Raw genomic sequence first — 20,385 nt, 5'->3', positions numbered from 1 at the left:
ATGGCGTTGACGCCCCTGGCCACACACACCGGGGGCACCACCACGCACGGCGTCTCCGTGCGGGACGTCAGGGGACGGCCGCGTAGATGACGGCCACCCAGTATTGATTCGTGCCGAAGCGGCGGGAGTCTCCCCGCACCACGCCTACGCCCACGCGGTTGTTCGTGGCGTCGGCCATGCTGCGGGACTCCGGAATCGCCGTGGGGTCCGACACCACGAAGAAGTCCACGGACGCCGTTCCCGCGTCGGGCAGCAGCTCGAAGACGCGGTCGTGCACCGGGGCTTCACCCGGCTGGGCCGAGGGCTGGTCCAGCTCCAGCGCGCGCTTGGCGTGGGCGCGTGCCAGTGACTCGAGCGCGGCGTTGCGCGTCAGGGGCGGGAGCTTGCGGGACGCGCGCCGCCGGCTCAGGGCGTCGTAGGCCTCCTGCCGCGGGTCCGCCAGCTCCGGCGAAGCGGGCGGGGCGACGGTGAAGACCTCGGTGAGGACGGCCTCCTGGCGCCCGTTCACCGTGTGGAACGCCACGCCCACGCCCATGAAGCGGAAGCCCGGGTCCAGCACGTTGCGCCGGTGTCCAGGGCTGTGCTCGATGCCGAAGTGGGCCGCCAGCGGCCCCGGTGCCGGCCCAGGTTCTCTCCCGCGCGCACGTAGCGTGCGCCCGCCGGCAGGCGCTTCGTCAGCGTGGAGCCGTCCGGGGCGATGTGGGCGAAGAAGCCCTCCTTCGACATGCGCGCGCTGTAGTCCTGGGCCACCTGTTCCAGCACGGCGTCGGGGGACAGTTCGGGCAACGCGTGGGCGCGGCGGAGGGCGTTGATGCGCTCGTAGACGGCCCGGCGGGCGTCCTCCAGCGTGGTGGGCTCGGCGGTGTCCTCGCTGGCGGCGTGCTTGCGGGGCTCACCCTGGTCCACCAGGAAGAGCGCCGCCACCTCCGGCCCGCCGTCCGCGCGTCCCACCACCTCCACGGTGTACGTACCCGGCGTGGCGAAGGCGAGCCGGCTGCAAAGCCGCCCCCGCCCCCGGTTCCGGACGGGCATGAGGCTCACCCCGCCGTTCGGCTGGGTGACGTACACCTCTGCCCGCCGCAGGGGTGGGACCAGGGCGCCGCAGAGCGTCATGGCCGAGTGCTCGTCCTTGGCGATGAGGCGCGGGAAGTCCTGGAGCTCCGCCTTGCGGTCCACCAGCAGCAGGACGAGCGCCGCGCGCTTGCCGAGGACGGACACTCCCACGCCGAAGTGTGAGGCGCGCTCGCTGTTGAAGTCGTCGCGCTCGAGGAAGGTCTCGATGGCGTGCCGTGGCACCCACGCCCGGATGACCAGCGCGCGCGGCGAGGGGTCCGCCGCGCCCGCGTCACTCACGGCGGAGGTGAGGGTGAAGAGGCCCGGCGCGCCGGTGGTGTATTCGGTGAGGGCCTCGTGTGCCAGCCGCCGCGCGGCGGTGGTCAGCTTCGGGTCTTCCACCGGGGCGCGCCGTCCCACGCGCTCGAATTCGCGGCTGACGTGCTGAGCGGCGCTGCGTTCCATTCCGGCCGACGCCGGCGGTGCGGCAGCCATGACGGTGATGAGCGCCAACAAGGCCATCATCGGCGCGCCACCTGGAACGTGAAGGAGAGGACTTCACCGTGTCCGGGCCGAGCCGCGCGTTGAGCTGCTCGCAGAGCGAGGCCGCTTCGGACTCCAGCGACTGGGCCCACTGGGCGCCCGTCACCGCCACCACCAGGGTGGTTCCGTGCAGGGCCTGGGGGGTGGTGTGGCGCGCGAGGTGTGGACCGACCACCGCCTCCCACACGGGGGCCAGCGCATGGCCCTTTCCCGACTCTCCCGCCAGCCGTGCCAGGACGCGGGGAAGGAGACTTTCCAGGGACTTGGGTTCACTACGAGCCATCAGGAGGCGATCATCGATCTGTTGACCCATAAAGCCAACCATCCCGTGCGGAGGAGGGGCGCACGGCGGGCGGACCGGCTATGATGGGGCGCGAAGTGCGGCGGCCGGCGCCGCGTACCGTCGCGCAGCGCGCGTCCTGCCTGTAAGGTCGCGGACGGTCCCCCCGGAGCCGCATCCGTATGAGTCACCCCCGTCCCCTCGTGCTGGCTTGCACGGCCTGTGTCCTGCTGTACCTGAACGGCTGCGGCGGCATGGACATGGGGCCTGACAGCCCCGTGGGTCCGTTCCCACAGGGGACTTACTGCTCCGTCGATCAGGATTGCCCCGACCCCTCGCTCTTCTTCTGTGACTCGGCCACCTCGCGCTGCGAACCCGCCTGCCTGACGCGCGAGGATTGCGGCGTGGCGCGGCGGGGCCCTCATGCACTGGCCGCGTGTGACGAGGTAGGCGGCGCCGGCTGCCAATGCGACATGAACCGGTGCGTGCCCGTTGTCTGTGCCGCCGACACGGACTGTGACTCAGGCACGGTGTGCCGAGACGGCGCGTGTGGCTCGCCGCCGTCCGAAACCCGCGCGGTCGCGTGCGAGGTGACGCCGGACGTCGTCGTGGGCACCCCGGGCATGTCGGTGGACTTCCGCGTGTGGGTGCGCGAATCGACGGGCGCTCCGTTGGTGTTGCGTGACGGCGTGGCGTGGGAGGTGTTGTCTCCCTCCGTGGTCGGAGGCGGCGGGGACGGCCACCAGGCCTCTGTCGTGCTGGGCGAGCCCGCCTCGGAGCATCCGGCGCTGGCGGTCCGAGTGGGCAACGTTTCATGCCATGCGCGCGTCACCGTGCTGCCCGCCGAAGTGGCCCCGGGTGGGGTGCGCGTGCTGGTGGTGGATGCGCTGACCGGGCGCCCGGTGCCGCTGGCCGTCGTCGCGGTGTCCGCCGATGACGGCGGCCTGGGAGCGGCCATGGTGACGAACGCCGACGGAGCCGTCTGGGTGCCCGCGGAAGGTGAGGTGGCGCTCTCCGCCTTCCACTCCGACTACGGCTACCTGACGCTGGCGCGCCACGACGCGAGCCAGTTCCGCGACGTGCGGATGGCCCTGCGCCGCAACCCCTTGGACCGCTTCGGTGGCGTGAAGGGCCCATTCCCCACGTTGACGGAGCCCTTCTCGACGGCGGTGTCGCTGCGCGTGGGGCTGATGGGGCTGTCCGTGCCGGGGCTCCCCTCCGACCGGCTCCCGAGTCCTTCCTGGGCCCGGAGCACGAGGTGGCGCTCCCCTTGGGCACGGGCCAGGACCGCCTGTCGCTGCCGTCGGGCAGCGCACTGTGGTTGACGGGCAGCACGGCTCCAGACGTCGCGGCCCCGGGCGTGGCGGGTGTGTGTGACGGCTCGCTACCGGGTGTGCTGGATGCGGAGCTGGCCATTCGCACGGGCGCCTGTGGGACGCGGACGGCCTGGGCGCTGACGGGCGCGCTCCCCCTGAAGGAACTCCCCCTCAACCTCCTGGCGCCGGGAACGGATCCGCTGCTGCAACTGGGGCAGCTGTTGCCCGGCTCGACGCGCTTCTTCTCGGTGCTGTCACGTGACGCCCGCTTCACCCTGGCGCCCACGCCCGGCATTCTCACCGGCGAGCCGGACACCCGCGCGGCGGAGTACGCGCAGGCGCTGCCTTTCGAGCGGGAAACGCCGGGCGTGCGGCTGTCGTTCCCCTTCGCCGTGCGCGTGCCGCCGCTGCCTCAGTACCGGGGCGCCCACCTGGACCGCACCTACGTGCTGGCCACCGTGGCGGTCCCCGGCCGGGGCATGGTTCCGCTGGGGCTGGGCGCCGCGGCCAACGTGGCGCCGGCCGATCCGAACACGGACGCGGATGCGCGGCTGGGCAGGCCCGGGCTCGTGCCCGTGCGCATGGCGCCCACGCACCGGGGCCTGGAGGGCCTGCCGTACCGGCTGGTGGTGTCCGCCACGTCAGGTCATCAGGCCGAGGACGGCACGGTGGCGACCAGCACGCTCATGGCGAACCTGCCCAGGCCGGAGTTCGACCCGGACGGCGTGCAGCCCGTGGACGCGGGGCTGAGCTTCCTCTCCCTTCCGGAGTCCGTTCGCTACAACTTCGACGGGAGCCCCCGCGGCGAGCTCGCCGGCCGCGAGTTCCAGGCCCAGGTGGACGGGCGGGCCAGCGTGGTGCGCGCCGAGTTCACCAACCGCGCCGGCCGCCGCTGGACGGTGTTGATGGATCCGGACGATGCGGACGACGGCGTCGTCGTTCCCCAGCCGCCGCCAGGGTTCGAGGACCGAACCTTCGACGGCTTGCTGCAGGACGCGCGGGCGAAGCTCCAGGTGGAGGCGCTGCGCGTGCGGGGCCTGGACCGGCGCGTGGGGCAGGGCCCGTCCCGCCTGGTGGCCCCGGAGGGCCTGGGCGCGGAGCGGCTCGCGGACCTGACGGATGCCGTCGCCACGCTGAGCCTGGGGCGGCCGGAGGTGTCGTGGCGCCATCCGGAGGCGGACGGGCAGCGGCTGGCCCGAGGCAGCGCGGTGCGGGTGAGCGTCTCCGGCTTCCGGCTGGGCACGGGGGCCGGCGGCGAAGGCCGGTGCGCGTCAGCATGCGGGGCGGCTCGGGTTGCAACGACCAGGCGCTGTTCGCCTCCGCCCCCATTGCACCGGGACGCGGCGAGGTGGAGCTGCAGCTCCCGGCGACGTGCTCGGGGCTGGGCGTGTTGCTGGTGGCCACCCTGGTGGACCTGGAGGGTGACCCCCTGCGTCCGCTCGTCAGCGCGACCCGGAAGGTCGACATTCCCTGAGGTCCGAGTACGGGAACACCCATCTGGGTTTTCGTGCGCTGGCTCGCTTTCTTGATTTGCCGGGTGGTAGCGTTGTCGTCCCGGGAGGCATGGTGCAGAAGGAGACGGTCGTCACGGTCATCTCGAAGATCTCCGACCGGCCGGTCAACCTCGACGCGGCGCTGGTGGTGATCTACGGCTTGGACCTGGGGCGTAAGTTCGACCTCGCGTCCGAGGAGACGCTCATCGGGCGTTCGTCCAAGGCGGACATCCAGATCGACCAGGAGTCGGTCAGCCGCAACCACGCGAGCATCACCAATTCGCGCGAGGGCGTGCGCATCCGCGACCTGGGCTCCACCAACGGCACGTTCGTCAACGACGAGCTGGCGGAGGGGGTGCGCGAGCTGCGCAACGGCGACCTCGTGAAGATTGGCCGCACCATCTTCAAGTACATCGCCGGCGGCAACATCGAGGCCGCGTACCACGACGAAATCTACCGGCTGACCACGATGGACGGCCTCACGCAGATCTACAACCGGCGCTACTTCGACGAGCAGCTGGACCGGGAGATTTCGCGGAGCCGCCGCTACGAGCGGATGCTGTCGCTGGTGCTGCTGGACATCGACCACTTCAAGGCTGTGAACGACAAGTACGGGCACCTGGCGGGGGACTCGGTGCTCAAGCAGCTCGCATCCACGGTGCGCACGAAGATCCGCCGTGAGGACGTGTTCGCGCGTTACGGCGGCGAGGAGTTCGCCATCCTGCTGCCGGAGGTGTCGCTGTCCGGCACGCGTCAGCTCGCGGAGAAGGTGCGCCGACTGGTGGAGAAGCAGCGCTTCGAGTTCGACCGGCAGGTGATTCCCGTCACGGTGTCCGTGGGCCTCGCGGTGCTGGAGCCGCACCACCGCGAGCCGGGGGAGCTGGTGCGCGACGCCGACGAGAAGCTCTTCGATGCGAAGACGTCCGGCCGCAACCGCGTGGTGGGCTGAGCCTCCAGCCCACCCCGTGCCTGTCCAGGCGCTTCCGCTTCAGCCCGCGAAGACGGAGCGGCGCTCGCGCAGCAGCGACTGGAGCATGCTCTGGATGGCCTCACGGGTGCGCTCGGTGAGGTGCTGGACCTCGCCCAGGTCGTCCGCCGCCTCGGGGGCGAGGTCCTCGACGCCAATGGGTTCTCCGAAACGGATGCTCCACTTGGCCGGCAGGGGCAGGGGCCCAGCGGCGTGAGGGGCACGTAGGGCAGTCCCAGGAAGGAGGCGGGGATGCGGCCCAGCAGCGGCGACGTCTCCTCCGCGCCGACGATGGCCACCGGGACGATGGGCGCGCCGGTGCGCAGCGCCAGCTTCACGAAGCCGCCGCGGCCGAAGCGCTTCAGCCGGTAACGCTCACCGAAGGGCTTGCTGAGGGCCTGGTAGCCTTCGGGGAAGACGACCAGCGGACGATGCTCGTCCAGGAGCCGCAGCGCGTTCTCCGGGCAGGCCCGCACGGCGCCGAGCCGGTTGAAGAGGGTGCCCACCATCGGTGCGTGGAAGATCTGGTCCTCCACGAGCCAGCGGGGCTCGCGCAGGTCCGGGCGCTCACGCGTGAGGGCCATGGACATGACGAGCCCGTCGTAGGGCAGGGCGCCCGAATGGTTGGCCACCAGGATGGCCGCGCCCGGCGGCACGTGGTCCACGCCCTGCACGGATACGCGCCAGTACTGCGAATAGAGGAACTCGAGCACGGGCTCCAGCCGCTCGACGAGCGATGGGTCCTTGCCGTACTCGTCCAGGTTCGCGCCACCGCCAGTGCCCAGGCCGGCGCGGAGCATGTCTTTCAGGCCGCCCATCGCGAGCATTGCCCGGGCCAGACTCTCGCTCGCCAGGGCCTGCCCGGCGATGTCACGCGCCAGGGACAGGGCCGCCACGGCGCGCTCCGCCAGGGGACGGATGCCGTCGGGCTCGCCCCGTCCGGACTCCGGAGAGAAGGACTCCCGATAGGACGACTCACCCGCGTTCGTGGCGGGCGGAGGCACCAGCGACAGCGGGCCCCTGCGGCTGGGAGGAGCTCGTCGCGTGTGGCATCCGGAAGCTCTACTTCCGGCTCCACCGCGGACGTGTCCGCTTCTTCCGTCACCATGACGCGGACCGGCGTCTCCCGCTCCCACCGGGTGACGGCCGGAGCATCCGGTGTGGCGTGGAGGGCGCGCACCTTGTCGATGGCGGCCCGTGCGGCGCTGTCCGCGACCTGCGCGGCCACGGCGGCGGCGAGCTCCTGCTCTTGTTCCGGAGACGGGGCAGGAGCGCCCCGCTCCAGTGCTTCCTCCACCGCGGCTTCGGCCAGCTCGGTCGCGAACTCCGTGGCCATGAGCCGCTCGACCTCGGCGTCGGGACCGGCTTCCGCGCCCAGCGCCGCGTCCACCGTGGCGGTGGCGGTGGCTTCGGCCACGTCGGCGGCCAGGGCTTCCGCCAAGGCAAGGTCCACGTCGCGCTGCTTCGGCGTCGGGGCACCGGCATCGTTCACCGGGCCAGGGGCTTGTGAATCCAGCGTGAGCGGCGTGGACACCGCGGGCTCGCGCAGGGGCAGCACGGCGTCGTCCGCGTCGTGGGCAGAAGCCTGGGGGGCCTGCGGCATCCGCTCCTGCTGGGACGGGGCGGGTTCGCGCGGCGACAGCGCGGCGTCCGCTGCCCCAGGCACGGGGGCCGCTGGGCTTGAGGCCCAGGGGCATGCGTCGGCTGTGCGAGGCCCTGCGGAGTCGCGGCGTCCGCTGCCTCGGTCCTTTCGGCCTGAGGCGCGGGGGCACGCGTCCCCGATGCCTGCGCCGGAGGCCGGGCATCCGTGACGGCGCCCTTCATGCCTCCGGCCGCCTTGCCTCCCTTGGCCTTCCCGGACGTCTTCTTGCCCTCGTGCTTGCGCGACTTCGCGGCAGCCGCCTTGCCACCGCCCTTCGCGGACGCCGTCCCGCCAGGCCCCGGCTTCTTCTTCGTCTCCGCGGCGGCGGCCTTTTCCTCGCCACCTGGCGTGGAGGACTCGGTGGGGCGCGACGCGGCGCCGCGCTTGAAGGGATCGTTCCCAAGGACACCCTTGGCCATGACTAGCTCCTCTTCAGCGCCGCAGCGGCGTCTTTGACATGGTGGAGGGGGATGAAACCGAGTGCGGACTCGGCGCGCTCGCCATCCGCGACCCATGAGTAATGGATGTAGTCGAGCAGGGCCACGGGCAACGTGCCCGCGCCCACGGCGTCCAACGTATGCAGACCGGCCCGGAACAAGGGCCCTGGCAGGGGGAGCGGCCGCGCGCCCGCCTGCTGAATGAGGCCGGAGATCGGCATCACCCCACGGCCCACGATGTTGAACTCGCCGGACGCGTCCGCGCGCAGGGCCAGTGCAAGGCACGCGCGGCGTCGTCTTCGTGGAGCCCCTGCCAGAGCGGATCGAAGCCCATCAGCGTGGGCACCACGGGATTCTTCAAGAAGCGCGTGGCCGGGTTGTCCACCGAGGGCCCGAGTACCGGCGCGAAGCGCAGCACCAGCACGCGCATGTCCGGATGCCGCTCCCGGAAGGCGCGAACCGGCCTTCCACCTCCACCTTGTCGGTGACGAAGCGACTGTGCGGGCAACCCTGGAGCGCCGAGTCCTCGCGCAGCATCGCGGGGTTGTTCCCGCGCGCGCCGTAGACGGCCGTCAGGGAGGGCACCACCAGCCGGGGCAGCCGCGAGCGGCCCGCCGCCGTCAGCACGTTCATCGTGCCGATGACTTCCAGCTCGTGCGCCAGGGAGCCGTTGCGGATGGGACCGAACAGGAACGCCAGGTGATAGAGCGCGTCCACGGGGCGCTCGGTGAGCGCGTCGGTGAGCTCGCTCTCGGCATCGTACCGGGTGAGGTCCACGCGGTGGAACTCCACCTTGTCGCCCTCCGGCCGGACGACGTCGAGCACGAGGATGCTCTCCACGTCGGGATCCTGGTCCAGCCGAGCCAGCAGGAGCCGCCCATAGTCGCCGCTCGCGCCCGTGACCGCGATGCGCAGCCGTCCCTTGCCTGGTCGTGACACGTCCATACGCGGTGTCGCGTGTTAGCCCAGCCGCCTGGGATTGTCAGCCGCCACCCATGTTGTGTTGCTGGACAACGTCGCCTGGGTGGCGGAGGGTGTCCGGCCGCCATGTCCCGGATTGCCCGTCTCAGCGACGTCCTCATCAACAAGATTGCCGCCGGCGAAGTCGTGGAGCGCCCCGCCTCCGTCGTGAAGGAGCTGGTGGAAAACGCCATCGACGCCGGTGCCGGCACGATCCGCGTCGAGCTGGACGGCGGAGGCGTGGACCGCATCATCGTGTCGGATGATGGGCACGGCATGGGGCGCACGGACGCCGTGGCCTGCCTGGAGCGCCACGCCACCAGCAAGCTGCGCGAGCTGGACGACCTGTTCCACATCGACTCCATGGGGTTCCGGGGCGAGGCCATTCCCGCCATCGCATCCGTTTCCCGGTTCACACTTCACTCCGCGGCCGCGAACTCCGAGGTGGGCACGCGGGTGTCAGTGGAGGGCGGTGGGCCACCGCTGGTGGAGGACGCGCCGCCGCGGACGGGCACGGTCATCACCGTGGAGGACCTGTTCTTCAACGTGCCCGCGCGCCGCAAGTTCCTGCGCCGGGGCGACACGGAGCTGAAGCACGCGGAGGAGGCCGTGGTGCGCCTGGCCCTGGCGTACCCGGAGGTGGGCTTCTTCGCCTCGCACGAGGGCGGCGCGCTCTTCTCCAGCGCGGCCTGCCCGGATGACCCGCGCGAGCGGATCGCCGCGGCGCTGGGCTCCACGTCGCATCCGCACCTGTTCCCCGTGGAGGAGCGCCGGCTGGGCGTGGCCGTCACGGGGTATGCCGCCTCGCCCGAGTTCACCTTCAACAACGCGCGCGGCCTCTACACCTTCGTCAACCGCCGCTACATCCGGGACCGCGGCCTCATTGGCACCATCCAGCGCGCGTACCAGGACTTCCTCGCCGCCGGGCGCCAGCCCGTGGTGGTGCTGCACATCGACGTGGACCCGCGCGCGGTGGACGTCAACGTGCACCCGCAGAAGCAGGAGGTCCGCTTCGCCGACGCCCGGGGTGTCCAGGAGGCGGTGACGGCCGCGCTCAGCCGCATGCTGCGCGCCGCGCCGTGGCTGGGCTCGGGCGTGGAGGGCGCCGCGCCCCAGGCCGGCCAGCCCATGGACGCCGCGCACTACGCGCACGCCGTGGAGCGCTTCCTCACCCGCGCCCAGGAAGCCGCGTGGGGCGGCCCGCTGCCCACCGCCATGGACGCGCCGGGCCCCGGTCCAGGGGCGCCGTCCCTGGGGCCGCTGGGGCAGGGGCTCGGCCGGGCGCGCTGCCCTTCGCCGCCGCGGTGGGGCAGGCCCCCGCCTTCGGTCAGGCGCAACCCCAGCTCAACGAGGCACCGCCGCCGGGCTACTTCGGCGCGCTGCGGCCCTGGGCATGCTGGGGGGCCGCTTCCATGTCTGCGAGGGACCGGGTGGCACGCTGGTGGTAATGGATCCGCACGCGGCGCTGGAGCGCGCGCGCCTGACGGGCTACCTGCGCGCGTTGGAGTCCGGCAAGCCGCCTCCGGCCCCCACGCTCTTCGGCACCACGCTGGAGTTGCCCGTCGCGGCGGCCAAGGCCCTGGTGGAGGGCAGGAAGCCCTGTCCCGCCTGGGCTTCGACGTGGAGCCGTTCGGCGGCACCACGGTGGCGTTGAAGACGGTGCCGCCGGGGCTGGAAGGGGCGGACGCGCGTTCGCTGCTGGAGGCCCTGGCGCGGGCGCTTCCGCCGAAGAGCGCGACGCTGGACACGGTGTCGCTGGCGGAGGCGGTGCGGGTGATGGCGTGCCACGCCGCGAAGCAGGCCGGCGCCGTGCCGCTCTCCGACGCGCAGTTCCGCGCGCTGCTCGGGGAGTTGGACCGGGCCGACTTCCACCCCACGTGCAGCCACGGCACGGTGGTGGTGCTGGAGATGCCCTTGCTGGAGCTGGAGCGGCGCGCCCGCTGAGTGCCCCGAAAATTGACGGGGGGGGACCCCCTGTTACCGTGCGCCACACCCTTGTAGCACCCAGGCCAACCTCCGCAGCGCACAGGAGCGGGCACATGCACGGTGTGATCACCCTGCGGGACGTGGTGGCGAATCTCGGCGTGGTGCTGCGCGAGTTCGGCGCCGGATGCGTGGTGCGCTGCTTCGTCGCATCACTTCGCCGCCGGCGGACCACCTTCCTGGAAATCGCGCTGAGCCCCAAGCGCCCCTGACGCCAAAGCCGCCATTGATGCTCCGTCGCCTTCTTCCGCTCGCACTGCTGCTTTCCGCTCCCGCCGCCGCTCAGGATGACGGATACGGTGATGAGGATGTGTCCACCTCGCTGGATGGGGTGGGCCGCATCACCATCCAGGGCGGCTGGCGCATCACCCCCAACAAGACGCTCTACGACGGCTGGTACTCGCGCTCCGCCAACCAGGGGCTGCCGCGTGCCCGGGAAGTGGCGGGCGGGCCCACGGTGGTGGCGTCCTTCGCCTACGCCATCTCCGACCTGCTGGAGGTGGGCATCGACCTGTTCGGCACGCAGAGTCGCCTGTACCTCAACGAGCCGGGCGTCGACGGCGGGCCGCCGCAGGCCCGGCAGGTGGACGTGCTGGGCTACGGGGCGCTCATCGGCCTGCGCTTCCAGACGGTGATTCCGCAGCTGGGCCCCCATGGGCTCGTGCCCTTCGCGGGCTTGCTGATGGGGCCCACGCTCGCCTCGTCGGAGCGCAAGGGGGAGGAGCTCCAGGAAACCACCACCCAGACGTGGATGGGCAACGTGGGCGCCACGTTGCGCCTGACGCCGCGTTGGGGCATCACTGCCGACTACCGGCTCGCGTTCCTCCGAGGTCCGGTGGGGCCGTCCACGGCGCGCGTCGGTTCGTTCAGCCTGGGCGGGAGCTGGCTCTCGCTGGGCGTGACGTACAGCTTTCCAGCAGAGCCATCACGGCCGCTCCCGGGGAGCCTGTAAGTCCGCAGGGGAAGCAGGCGAGCCGGGCGCTGTTGCCCTTCTTCGGGAAATGCATTGGCTAAGCAGCGCTGTTCCGCTGCGGAAATTATCGACGCATGACCGGGAGAACTCCTTACGATGCGTGAATCGGCCGAATTCATTTCCGGGCCTAGGAAGATGTCCATGCCAGACCAGCCGAAAACGGATGTGGAAAAGGAGCTCACGGATCTGCGCCGTGAGATTGTCGAGGCACGCAACCTCGTCATCAAGAGCGACAACCTGCTCAAGAACCTCCATGCGGAGGTGAAGGCGGTTGGCAAACGCCACGAAGATTTCCAGAAGCGCCAGTGGCTGTCGTCCGCGGTGGCCTACGTGCTGTTCGCGGTCATCTGCGTGGGCGCCGCGCTGATGATCACCAGCGCGCGCAGCACCAGCGCCGCCAACGAGAAGGAGCGCCTGGAGAAGACGGTCGCCGACCTCACCGGCCAACTGGAGAAGCAGCGCGCGGACACCGCGGCGCACCAGTCGGTCCAGCAGGAGGCGAACAAGGTCTACAAGATGATGACCAGCCTGCCCGGTGACGAGCGCCTCAAGGGCATCGACGCGCTGGTGAAGCTGGACACGTCGCGGTTGAGCAACCTGGAGCGCCAGGCCCTCAATGACCGCGCCGCCGTGCTGCGCCGGGAGACGGGCGACGCCGCGTTCGAGCAGGGCAAGATCGCCTTCCGCAAGAACGAGATGGCCAGCGTCATCTCCAACATGGAGCGGTTCCTGGCCATGAACCCGCCGCAGGACCAGGCGCTGGACGCGTCCTTCTTCCTGGGCACGGCCTACAACAACACCCGCAACCACGAGAAGGCGGTGCCGCTGCTCGCCCGCTTCGTGGACGGGGACCGCAAATCGAAGACGCGCGACTACGCCATGTTGATGCTGGCGCACTCCTACCAGGAGGTCGGCCAGTACGATAAGGCGCTGGAAGTCGCCCGTGACGCGGCTGGCGCCTACCTCAACAGCCCGTACCAGTCGCAGTTCCGGGGCCGCATCGCCGCGGTGAAGCGCCTGATGAACCCGGAGAACGCGGTGCCCGCGGCTCCGGCCCAGGCGACCAGCCAGCCCGGCCAGTAGCCGCCCGTGGGGTCCGGAACCCCACCCACCGGAAACGTTGCCACACGGAAGCGTTGCCACACGGGGTCCACGGTCATAAGACGTGGGCCCCGTGTCCGCTCCCGACCCCCGGAAAGATCCCCGCTACCGCCGCTTTCGTGGTGCCGCGTATGGGATTTACATCCTCGTCACCACGCTGTTCTCGCTGTGGCTCATCTGGAGTGTCGGCCGCTCTGTCTTGGCCATGACGCCGGAGAAGCTGCCTCCCGCCCCCGTGGCGCTCACGTTCCGCGAGTGCCTGGATGGCGCGCGCGCCTTGTGGACGGAGTTGGAGAGCGGGCGCGAGAAGCTGGTGAACGTGTCTCCCGCCAAGAGCGTCGACCAGGAATGGATGCGCTTCCGCACCGAGTGGCTGCAGAAGCTCCGCGTGCGTGAGTCCGAATGCGCGCTCGACTCGCGTGAGCGGGCCCCCCTGCGCGAGGTGTTCCGCCGCCTGATGCGCGTGCAGGACCTCTACGCCATCCACGCGGTGCAGTACGCGGGAGAGGTGGGCGGCGAGGTGGATGCGCTGCACGACGCCTTGAACACCGCGGGCCGCAACCCCGGCGCCGGCCGGCTGCCCTGAGTCAGCGCACCGGCAGCAGGGCGGTGTAGCGGCCCAGGTGGTCCGACACCGTCTGCGACAGCAGCACCGGAGACGGGCGCCCTCCCAGGTTCGCCACCCGGTAGAAGCGCACGGAGGCATAGGGCGAGGGCGCCCCTGCCTCGGTCACCATGCCCCGCACCGTGCGGCCGCGCTGGAGGGGGAAGGTGGCCAGCACCTGCTCGGAGGCGTCGTCGCCGGGGAGCACGGTGATGACGCGGCTGACGCGGGGCAGGTTCTCCGTGGGGATGAAGTCCACACGGTAGATGCCTGGATCCAACCCCAGGCGGAAGGCGCCCGTGTCGTCGGTGGTGCCCAGGGACTCACTGCCCGCCGGTGGACGCGGCCAGCCGGGCACCTGTCCCACCGGATCCGCCAGCACCCTCACGCCCAACGCCGGTGAGGTGTTGTCCGTCTGGAGAATCGTCCCCCGGATGATGCGCCGGTCCGGACACACGACGTCCGGCAGCACCGCGCCGGTGCGAGGCACCTCCACCGACTGCACCGTCAGGCCCGCGGTGGAGCCTGACGGCGGCACCACCACCAGCGACAGGTGGCCGCCCGGCCCCGACGGGAGCGTCTCCACCGTGAAGCGGCCCTCCGCGTCGGTGGTGCTCAGGGGCCCCTGGTACGTGCCGCCGCCTCCCACGGGTCCGCGCAGGGACACGGAGGCCTGGACCACGGGCCGGCCATCCCGTCCCAGGATGCGACCGGACACCTGGACCGGCTCGCCATAGTCACCCAGCTCCAGCGGCGCGATGAGCGGCTCGCGGGGATCCACGGTGAACGTCTTCTGCGGCACCCACACGTCGCCTGTCGCCGTCACGCGCACCAGGAGGCTGGTGCGCTGCGAGGCCTCCAGCGGCAGGGCCAGGGAGAAGGCGCCCGAGCCGCGTTCCACCGGCACGCGCTGGGACAGGGGGTCAGGTCCGCGTCCAGCGCCTGGACCTGCAGCGCGGCGTCCACGAGCTGCGCGCCCTGGCGCACCACCCGGCCCTCCAGCCGGGCCACCTGGTTGGGGGAGGGCAGCACCATTTGAAGGGGCACGGCGCCGCCGGGCGACACGGTGGCTTCGCCGCGCACCGGTGGCAGCCCCAGGTCCTCCGGCTCCAACGTCACCGTGTACGTCCCGGTCCCCACGGGCAGCACCCAGGCGCCGTTGAGAGGGACCAGGTCGGCGGTGAAGAGGCGCGCCACCCCCGGCAGCAGCGCGCTCTCCCCGCGGGCGGTGAGGTGGAGCGGCTCGTTGTAGGGACGCGGGGCGCTGCCGACGGGGCTCGTGGCGCGCACGGTGCTGCCCTGGACAGTGGCGGGCCCGAACAGCGCCAGGTTCAGCTCCGGCCGGATGGCGTCGACCTGGAAGTCTTGCGCGTGCAGGCCGTCATGGGGGTTGGGCGTCACCTCCACCACGATGTCCCGGCCCGGGTCGCCGCAGCCGTCCGGGAAGCACACCTCGTTGATGGCACAGTCGCTGTCCTCGCGGCACACCAGTTGGCTGGGGTCGGGCGCTTCCTCCAGCAGCACGCAGCCAGCGCTGGGCAGACCCGACAGCAGGACCGTCCACGCGAGTCGCCGCACCCGCCTCACCGGCAGTCTCCCTGGACGGTGTTGACCACCCACGAATAGGTGACGACGAAGCCCGGGTTGTTGATGGTGGTGCCGTCCGGCAGCTGCACCGGCCGGGGCCGCACCACACGGTCCACCAGCTCCGCGTCAGTCACCAGCGCCTCCACCAGGTGGGGCCCGGGCGTGCTCAGCGGGTTGTTGGCGGACGCGAGGCTGATGAGCAGCGTGCCCCGGTCCGAGCGCCGGGGTTCGCGGGTGCTGGCCAACTCATACTGGCGGTAGGGGCCGCGCGGGTCCTGCGGGTTGTAGTCCACGTACCAGTGCACGACGATGCGGTCGTCCACGTCGGGGTCCTCGACGGCCACCTCGAAGGCGAGGTCGCAGCCGTCCGCGCCGAAGTCCGAGATGAAGCGCTGCTGGGGGGCCACCAGGCTGTCGATGATGCGCGGCGGCCGGTTCATGAAATCCGGCACGGCGTCCAGCAGCGTGTCGTCCTGGGGGATGAGGCAGCCGGACGCGGCGCAGCCCGCGGCCATCAGCAGCCACAGTTCTCGTCTCCAGGAGTATCGCCGCGTCGTCGCTTCCATCATCCGGACGGGCTGCTCCCCTAGAGCAGCTCGTCACCCTCCTCGGGCGGCAGGGGCCGCCCTGACTTCTCCGCTTCCAGCTTCTCCAGATGCCGGAAGATGGTGCGCGGGTCCACTCCCAGGTCCTTGGCCGTCTTGGTGCGGTTCCCGTTGTTCCGGGCGAGCACCTCGTTGATGTAACGCTTCTGGAACTCTTCCTTGGCCTGGAGCAGCGGCATGATGGGCTCCAGGTTCTCCGGCTTCAGGTCCAGGTCATCCGGCCCCAGGAGCGGCTTGTCCGCGAGCACCACCGCCTTCTTGAGCCGGTTCTCCAGCTCGCGGATGTTGCCCGGCCAGCCGTACTTGCGCATGGACACGGTGGCGGAGGGGGTGAAGCCGCGGGCCTTGGAGCTGAACTCGCGGGCGTACTTCTGGAGGAAGAAGCGGCCCAGCACCACCACGTCCTCGCCGCGCTCGCGCAGGGGCGGCAGCTTCAGCGTGACGACGTTGAGGCGGTAGTAGAGGTCCTCGCGGAAGGTGTTCTTCTTCACCTCGTCCTCGAGCACCTTGTTGGTGGCCGCCACCACGCGGATGTCCACCGGCTCGCCGCGGTTGTCGCCGACCTTGTAGACGACCTTCTCCTGGAGCGCGCGCAAGAGCTTCACCTGGAGCTGGAGCGGCATCTCCCCGATTTCGTCCAGGAAGAGCGTGCCGCCAATGGCCGCCTGGAACTTGCCAGCCTTGGTGGCCACCGCGCCGGTGAAGGCGCCCTTCACGTGGCCGAACAGCTCGCTCTCCAGCAGGTTCTCCGGAATCGCGCCGCAGTTGATGGTGATGAAGGGGCCCTTCGCGCGCGGCGAGCGGCGGTGGATTTCCCGCGCGATGAGCTCCTTGCCGGTGCCCGTCTCACCGGTGATGAGCACGGAGATGTCCGTGGGTGCGATCTTGTCGATGCGCTTGTACACGTCCCGCATGCCCTGGCACGCGCCGACGATGTCGCCATAGCGCTGGTCCTCCAGCTTGCGGCGCAGCTCGGTGTTGTCGAGCTTGAGGTCGCTCACCAGCATCGCGTTCTGGAGGATGAGCGACGCCTGTGCCGCGAAGATGGTGAGCATGTCCGCGCTCTTGGGCTCGAACCGGTTCACCAGCCGGTCATTGCCCACGTAGAGGACACCGAAGAGGTCGCCCTTCTGCATCAGCGGCACGCACATGACGGAGTGGACGCGCAGGTTCACCACCGACTCGCTCTTGTTGAACTCCGGCGAGTCCAGCGCGTCCGCGACGATGAGCGCCTTCTGCTCCTTCACCACCTTGGCGATGATGGAGTCGGAGATCTTGTCCTTCTCCACCGCGTCCTCGATGTTCTCCCGGGACACGTTGCGCGCCACCTTCACGCGCGGGTCCCCGTTCTCCATCAGGATGAGGAAGCCCTTGTCGGCGCGCGTCACCTCGATGGCCTCGTCCATCAGGCCCTCCAGGAGGCGCTCCAAGTCGTAGAGCCCCAGCAGCCGCTCGCTGAACGCAGTGAGCCGGCGCAGCAGCAGCAGCTCGCGGCCGGGGACGCCGGGCAGCTCCGAGGTGTGCGAGTCGGGGTTGGACGTGTGAATCAGCTCGCGCGGAGGGGACGCGGGGAGCGGCGGTGCACGGGGCGCGTCGTCCCGGGCGAAGATCAGCTCGGTGTGGCCCACGCGGACCACGTCGCCGGTGGAGAGCGCATGGGCGTCGCGCTTCTTGCCGTTGACGTGGAAGGTGGCGCCCAGGCTGCCCACCTCGTAGCGCGTGCCGTCGAAGGTGACGTGCAGGGCGCTGGCGGGCACGGCGGTGTCCTCCAGCGGGATGTCGTTGTCCGGGCCCCGGCCAATGCTGGTGAGGCGCTTGTGCAGGGAGACTGCGCGGACCTTGCCATCGGGGGTGCGGACGGTGAGGCTGGCCATGGCTTCACGTACCTGGAGGGAGTCTCCGTCAGAAGGAGAGCGTGAGACCGGCGCCGAGTCCGCCGGAGGTCGGGTAGATGCCCACGCGCGTGTACGTCTTCGGTGCCGTCGCGCGGGCGGAGGTGGAGCGGGGGAGCGGCTCCGCGGGTTGTTCGGCGCGAGGCTCCACCGTGCTGCGGACCACCTGGTCCTCGTGGTGGAACAGCGCGTCCACCACGCCCACGGCGTAGATGGCGTAGAAGCCCGCGGCCGACGACAGCTTGAGCAGCTGCCACGCGTCACGCTGCCTGGCCCGGCTGGTGGGGATGTAGCGCACGGTGACGGAGGCCCGGCCATCCGGGTCCAGCACGTTGTCCAGATCGATGGTGCGCTCTTCGAAGAGCCCTTCGTAGGCGAAGAAGGAGATGATGCTCGTCACCGCCAGCACACCTTCGGTGGCGGCGAAGACGATGCCCAGACTGGTGCGGCCCTGCTGGAACTGGCCGGCGCCGAAGGGGACGAAGTTGACCAGGAAGTTGCGCTTCTCCACCGTGCGCACCGTCACCTGGGACGCCAGCTCCTCGGCGCGGCGGCGCTGCACCTCGGCTTCCAGGCGCTCGCGCTCGCGGCGCTCGGCCTCCGCCTTCTCGCGCTCCTGACGCAGCCGCCGCTCCTGGCGCAGGAAGTCCAGCTCCGTGTCCATGTCCTCCTTGAGCGTGTCGAAGAAGGCCACGGCGGGCGGCGGGACGACGAAGGGGTCCAGGCTGAAGTCCGGATCCAACCGGAGCAGCGCGCGCAGGTGACGGCGGGCGTCGTCGGTGCGGCCCAGGTTGAAGGCCGCCAGGCCCGCGAGCTTGTGCAGCTCCGCCAGGTCGTCCTCGTCCAGGCCGCCCCGGTCGATACGCGACGCCGCGCGGTCCATCACCTCCGCGTACTTGCCGTACTCGAAGCTGGCGCGCAGCGCGGCGACCTCCGGGTCACCGGCGTCCTGGGCGAACGTGGCGCCCGGAGCGAGCAGCATCATCGCCGTGAGCAAGAGCGGGAGGCAGCGGCTCATTCTGGGCGGAGGCTCCCGCGCAGGGTGGTGGGTTCGCCCGGCCGCAGATGCACCACCCGGCGCTCCGGCACGTAGCCCGGGTGGGAGACCTCCACCACCACGGTGTGCTGGAAGCCCGCGGGGCCTCGCGGGGAGCGGACCTCGAAGGGCGTCTTCACACTGTCCTCCGCGGAGCGGAACTCGTCGCCCACGCGCACCAGCGCGCCCGCGGGCTCGAAGTCGACCGACAGGCGGGACGCCTTGGGCTGGGCGCGCAGGTGGAAGACGTTGTCGCCGTCCGGCTGCACGTCGATGGTGTCCACCACGTCCTCGCAGTAGTCGCAGGAGATGGTGACGGTGTGCCGGCCCGGCGTCACCTCCACGTCATGCTTCTGGAGCGGCTGGGCGCTCGCCGCGCCGTCATCCACGCGGATGCTGCCATAGGGGCGCACCAGGATGGACACAGGCAGCTTGCGCACCAGCGGCTTGCGCGGTGCTTCCTCGTCCTCGCCCGTGGGGCGTGTGCCCATGCTGCGAACGGTGCCACCCACTGCCGGCGTGCCATCCGTCCGCGGCGACAGGCCTCCCGGTGCCGGCGTGCCCTTGACCGCGCGCGAAGCCGGGCGGGGCGGCTGCGACGTGCCAGGGCCGGGACGCCCGGCGCTCTCCTTCGGAGCCGGGGTGGTGTCGGGAGGCGCGACGGTGACGAGCGGCTCGGAAGGCGGGGCCGGAGGCAGCGTGGCCGCGACCTGTCCGGGCGTGGTGGCGTCGGGCGGGGTGGTGGCTTCGGCGTCGTTCGCGTGGCGGGCCTTCCAGCCGCCCAGTCCCAGCAGTCCGGCGGCGGCCACGCCCACGCCCAGACGCAGCCCCCGGCGGCGCCACGTCTTGATGCGCTGGGCGCGCTGGATGCCCTTGAGGAGCGCCAGCGCCCGCGCGTTGGTGGTGTCCAGCGCCAGCACCTGGTTGAGGCTGGCCAGGGCGCGCGGGGTGCGCTTCTCCGCGAGCTGCCGCTCGCTGCGCTCCAACAGGGTGGCGACGATGCGCTGACGGGCCAGCTTCCGGTACGACGCCGGGTCCGCGAAGTACGACACCAGCTCCTCGCCCACGCGGGCGAAGCCCAGGCCGGCCGGTAGTCCGCCAGGGCGTCCCGCAGCCGGGCCGCGTCGGGGTAGCGCCGCTCCGGGTCGCGTTGCAGGCAGATGGCGCAGATGTCCGCCAGCTCGTCCGACAGCGCGGGCACGCGCCGGCGTGCGTCCTCGTAGTCCCCGTCCAGGATGCGCTTGAGCGTGGCAGTGGTGTTGGGCGCGCTGAAGGGCAGCCGTCCCGTCATCGCCGCGTAGAACATGATGCCCACGCTGAAGACGTCCGCCGTAGGGCCCGCCTCCAGGCCTTCGATGATCTCCGGGGCCATGTGGGCCGGCGAGCCCACCAGCGTGCCGGTGACGGTCATCCGCTCCTCGATGTCCATCAGCCGCGCGATGCCGAAGTCCATGAGCTTGAGGACGCCGTCCTCGCGCACCATGACGTTCTCCGGCTTGAGGTCGCGGTGGATGACGCCGGACTCGTGCGCGTGCGCCAGCGCCGCGGCCAGCTCGTGGATGACCATGGCCGCCAGCTCCGGCGGGTCCATGGGCCCCTCGTCCAGGAACGTCTTCAGCGTCTGCCCGCGGATGTACTCGGTGACGATGAACGCGTCCTGGGCGTCTGCGGCGGAGAAGTCGAAGACCTCCAGGATGTTGGGGTGGTGCAGCTTGGCCACCGCGCGGGCCTCGCGGGCCAGTCGCCGGCGGGACTCGTCCTTGCCGGCCAGGTGCGGGTGCAGCACCTTCACCGCGACTTCACGGTCCAGGGCGGTGTCGAGCCCTTTGTACACGACGCTCATGCCCCCCGAGCCCAGTTGCTCGAGGATGCGGTAGCGACCGATATGGCGGCCGACGAGCGTCGTCATGGCG

At 71.1% G+C, this 20,385-nt stretch carries 13 protein-coding genes and 6 pseudogenes; 8 read left to right on the top strand and 11 right to left on the bottom strand.

Annotated elements, in window-relative coordinates; genetic code table 11:
• Positions 1–67 precede the first annotated feature (67 nt).
• Both QEG98_RS21215 and QEG98_RS21210 read right to left on the bottom strand, forming a co-directional pair.
• A pseudogene (locus QEG98_RS21215) lies at positions 68–1,578 on the bottom strand (CAP domain-containing protein).
• A 91-nt stretch (positions 1,579–1,669) separates the two neighbouring features.
• Positions 1,670–1,879 (bottom strand): annotated as a pseudogene (locus QEG98_RS21210) (DUF721 domain-containing protein); the annotation flags it as partial.
• 200 nt (positions 1,880–2,079) lie between these two features.
• Between QEG98_RS21210 and QEG98_RS21205 the strand changes: the two are divergent.
• The 3 genes from QEG98_RS21205 to QEG98_RS21195 are packed head-to-tail and all read left to right on the top strand — an operon-like array spanning position 2,080 to position 5,634.
• Positions 2,080–3,201, top strand: a complete 1,122-nt coding sequence (locus QEG98_RS21205; RefSeq protein WP_316562598.1) for a carboxypeptidase-like regulatory domain-containing protein — start codon at positions 2,080–2,082, stop codon at positions 3,199–3,201.
• Complete coding sequence (locus tag QEG98_RS21200; RefSeq protein ID WP_316562597.1) at positions 3,135–4,721, top strand: hypothetical protein; 1,587 nt, start codon at positions 3,135–3,137, stop codon at positions 4,719–4,721. The genes QEG98_RS21205 and QEG98_RS21200 overlap by 67 nt, the downstream gene beginning before the upstream one ends.
• A gap of 37 nt (positions 4,722–4,758) precedes the next feature.
• Complete coding sequence (locus QEG98_RS21195; RefSeq protein WP_090490875.1) at positions 4,759–5,634, top strand: GGDEF domain-containing protein; 876 nt, start codon at positions 4,759–4,761, stop codon at positions 5,632–5,634.
• A 368-nt stretch (positions 5,635–6,002) separates the two neighbouring features.
• On the opposite strand, the pseudogene QEG98_RS21190 reads toward QEG98_RS21195, so the two are convergent.
• The 3 genes and pseudogenes from QEG98_RS21190 to QEG98_RS21180 all read right to left on the bottom strand — a co-directional run.
• Positions 6,003–6,452 (bottom strand): annotated as a pseudogene (locus QEG98_RS21190) (1-acyl-sn-glycerol-3-phosphate acyltransferase); the annotation flags it as partial.
• Positions 6,453–6,457: 5 nt separating this feature from the next.
• On the bottom strand, positions 6,458–7,318 hold the full coding sequence (locus QEG98_RS21185) for a hypothetical protein (RefSeq protein WP_316562596.1): 861 nt from the start codon (positions 7,316–7,318) through the stop codon (positions 6,458–6,460).
• Between the two features lie 397 nt (positions 7,319–7,715).
• Positions 7,716–8,676: pseudogene (locus QEG98_RS21180) on the bottom strand (SDR family oxidoreductase).
• Between the two features lie 102 nt (positions 8,677–8,778).
• Between QEG98_RS21180 and mutL the strand changes: the two are divergent.
• The 5 genes and pseudogenes from mutL to QEG98_RS21155 all read left to right on the top strand — a co-directional run bounded on the left by mutL (position 8,779) and on the right by QEG98_RS21155 (position 13,334).
• Positions 8,779–10,635 (top strand): annotated as a pseudogene (gene mutL, locus QEG98_RS21175) (DNA mismatch repair endonuclease MutL).
• A 95-nt stretch (positions 10,636–10,730) separates the two neighbouring features.
• Positions 10,731–10,886 (top strand): hypothetical protein, encoded by a 156-nt coding sequence (locus QEG98_RS21170; protein ID WP_163884409.1) that lies wholly within the window; start codon positions 10,731–10,733, stop codon positions 10,884–10,886.
• Positions 10,887–10,984: 98 nt separating this feature from the next.
• Positions 10,985–11,626, top strand: a complete 642-nt coding sequence (locus tag QEG98_RS21165; protein ID WP_316562595.1) for a hypothetical protein — start codon at positions 10,985–10,987, stop codon at positions 11,624–11,626.
• A 117-nt stretch (positions 11,627–11,743) separates the two neighbouring features.
• Entirely contained in the window at positions 11,744–12,730 is a 987-nt protein-coding gene (locus tag QEG98_RS21160) for a hypothetical protein (protein WP_316562594.1), read from the top strand.
• 91 nt (positions 12,731–12,821) lie between these two features.
• Complete coding sequence (locus QEG98_RS21155) at positions 12,822–13,334, top strand: hypothetical protein (protein WP_186817793.1); 513 nt, start codon at positions 12,822–12,824, stop codon at positions 13,332–13,334.
• 1 nt (position 13,335) lies between these two features.
• Here QEG98_RS21155 and QEG98_RS21150 read toward each other — a convergent pair whose 3' ends face one another.
• The 6 genes and pseudogenes from QEG98_RS21150 to QEG98_RS21125 all read right to left on the bottom strand — a co-directional run bounded on the left by QEG98_RS21150 (position 13,336) and on the right by QEG98_RS21125 (position 20,381).
• Positions 13,336–14,259, bottom strand: coding sequence for a hypothetical protein (locus tag QEG98_RS21150; protein ID WP_316562593.1), 924 nt, complete (start codon positions 14,257–14,259; stop codon positions 13,336–13,338).
• Entirely contained in the window at positions 14,175–14,930 is a 756-nt protein-coding gene (locus QEG98_RS21145; RefSeq protein WP_316562592.1) for a hypothetical protein, read from the bottom strand. Before QEG98_RS21145 ends, QEG98_RS21150 begins: the two co-directional genes overlap by 85 nt.
• A gap of 5 nt (positions 14,931–14,935) precedes the next feature.
• Positions 14,936–15,508, bottom strand: coding sequence for a hypothetical protein (locus QEG98_RS21140; protein ID WP_090490476.1), 573 nt, complete (start codon positions 15,506–15,508; stop codon positions 14,936–14,938).
• Positions 15,509–15,525: 17 nt separating this feature from the next.
• Positions 15,526–17,418 (bottom strand): sigma 54-interacting transcriptional regulator, encoded by a 1,893-nt coding sequence (locus QEG98_RS21135; RefSeq protein ID WP_316562591.1) that lies wholly within the window; start codon positions 17,416–17,418, stop codon positions 15,526–15,528.
• 28 nt (positions 17,419–17,446) lie between these two features.
• Positions 17,447–18,454 carry a hypothetical protein gene (locus QEG98_RS21130; RefSeq protein WP_316562590.1) on the bottom strand — a complete coding sequence of 336 codons (1,008 nt, stop codon included), beginning with the start codon at positions 18,452–18,454 and terminating at the stop codon, positions 17,447–17,449.
• Positions 18,451–20,381 (bottom strand): annotated as a pseudogene (locus tag QEG98_RS21125) (protein kinase domain-containing protein). The gene QEG98_RS21130 and the pseudogene QEG98_RS21125 overlap by 4 nt, the downstream one beginning before the upstream one ends.
• Positions 20,382–20,385 lie beyond the last annotated feature (4 nt).

Origin of the sequence: Myxococcus sp. MxC21-1, assembly GCF_032612255.1 — a bacterium.
Classification (GTDB): Bacteria; Myxococcota; Myxococcia; order Myxococcales; family Myxococcaceae; genus Myxococcus; species Myxococcus virescens.
This window is presented reverse-complemented; position numbering and strand designations above follow the sequence as displayed.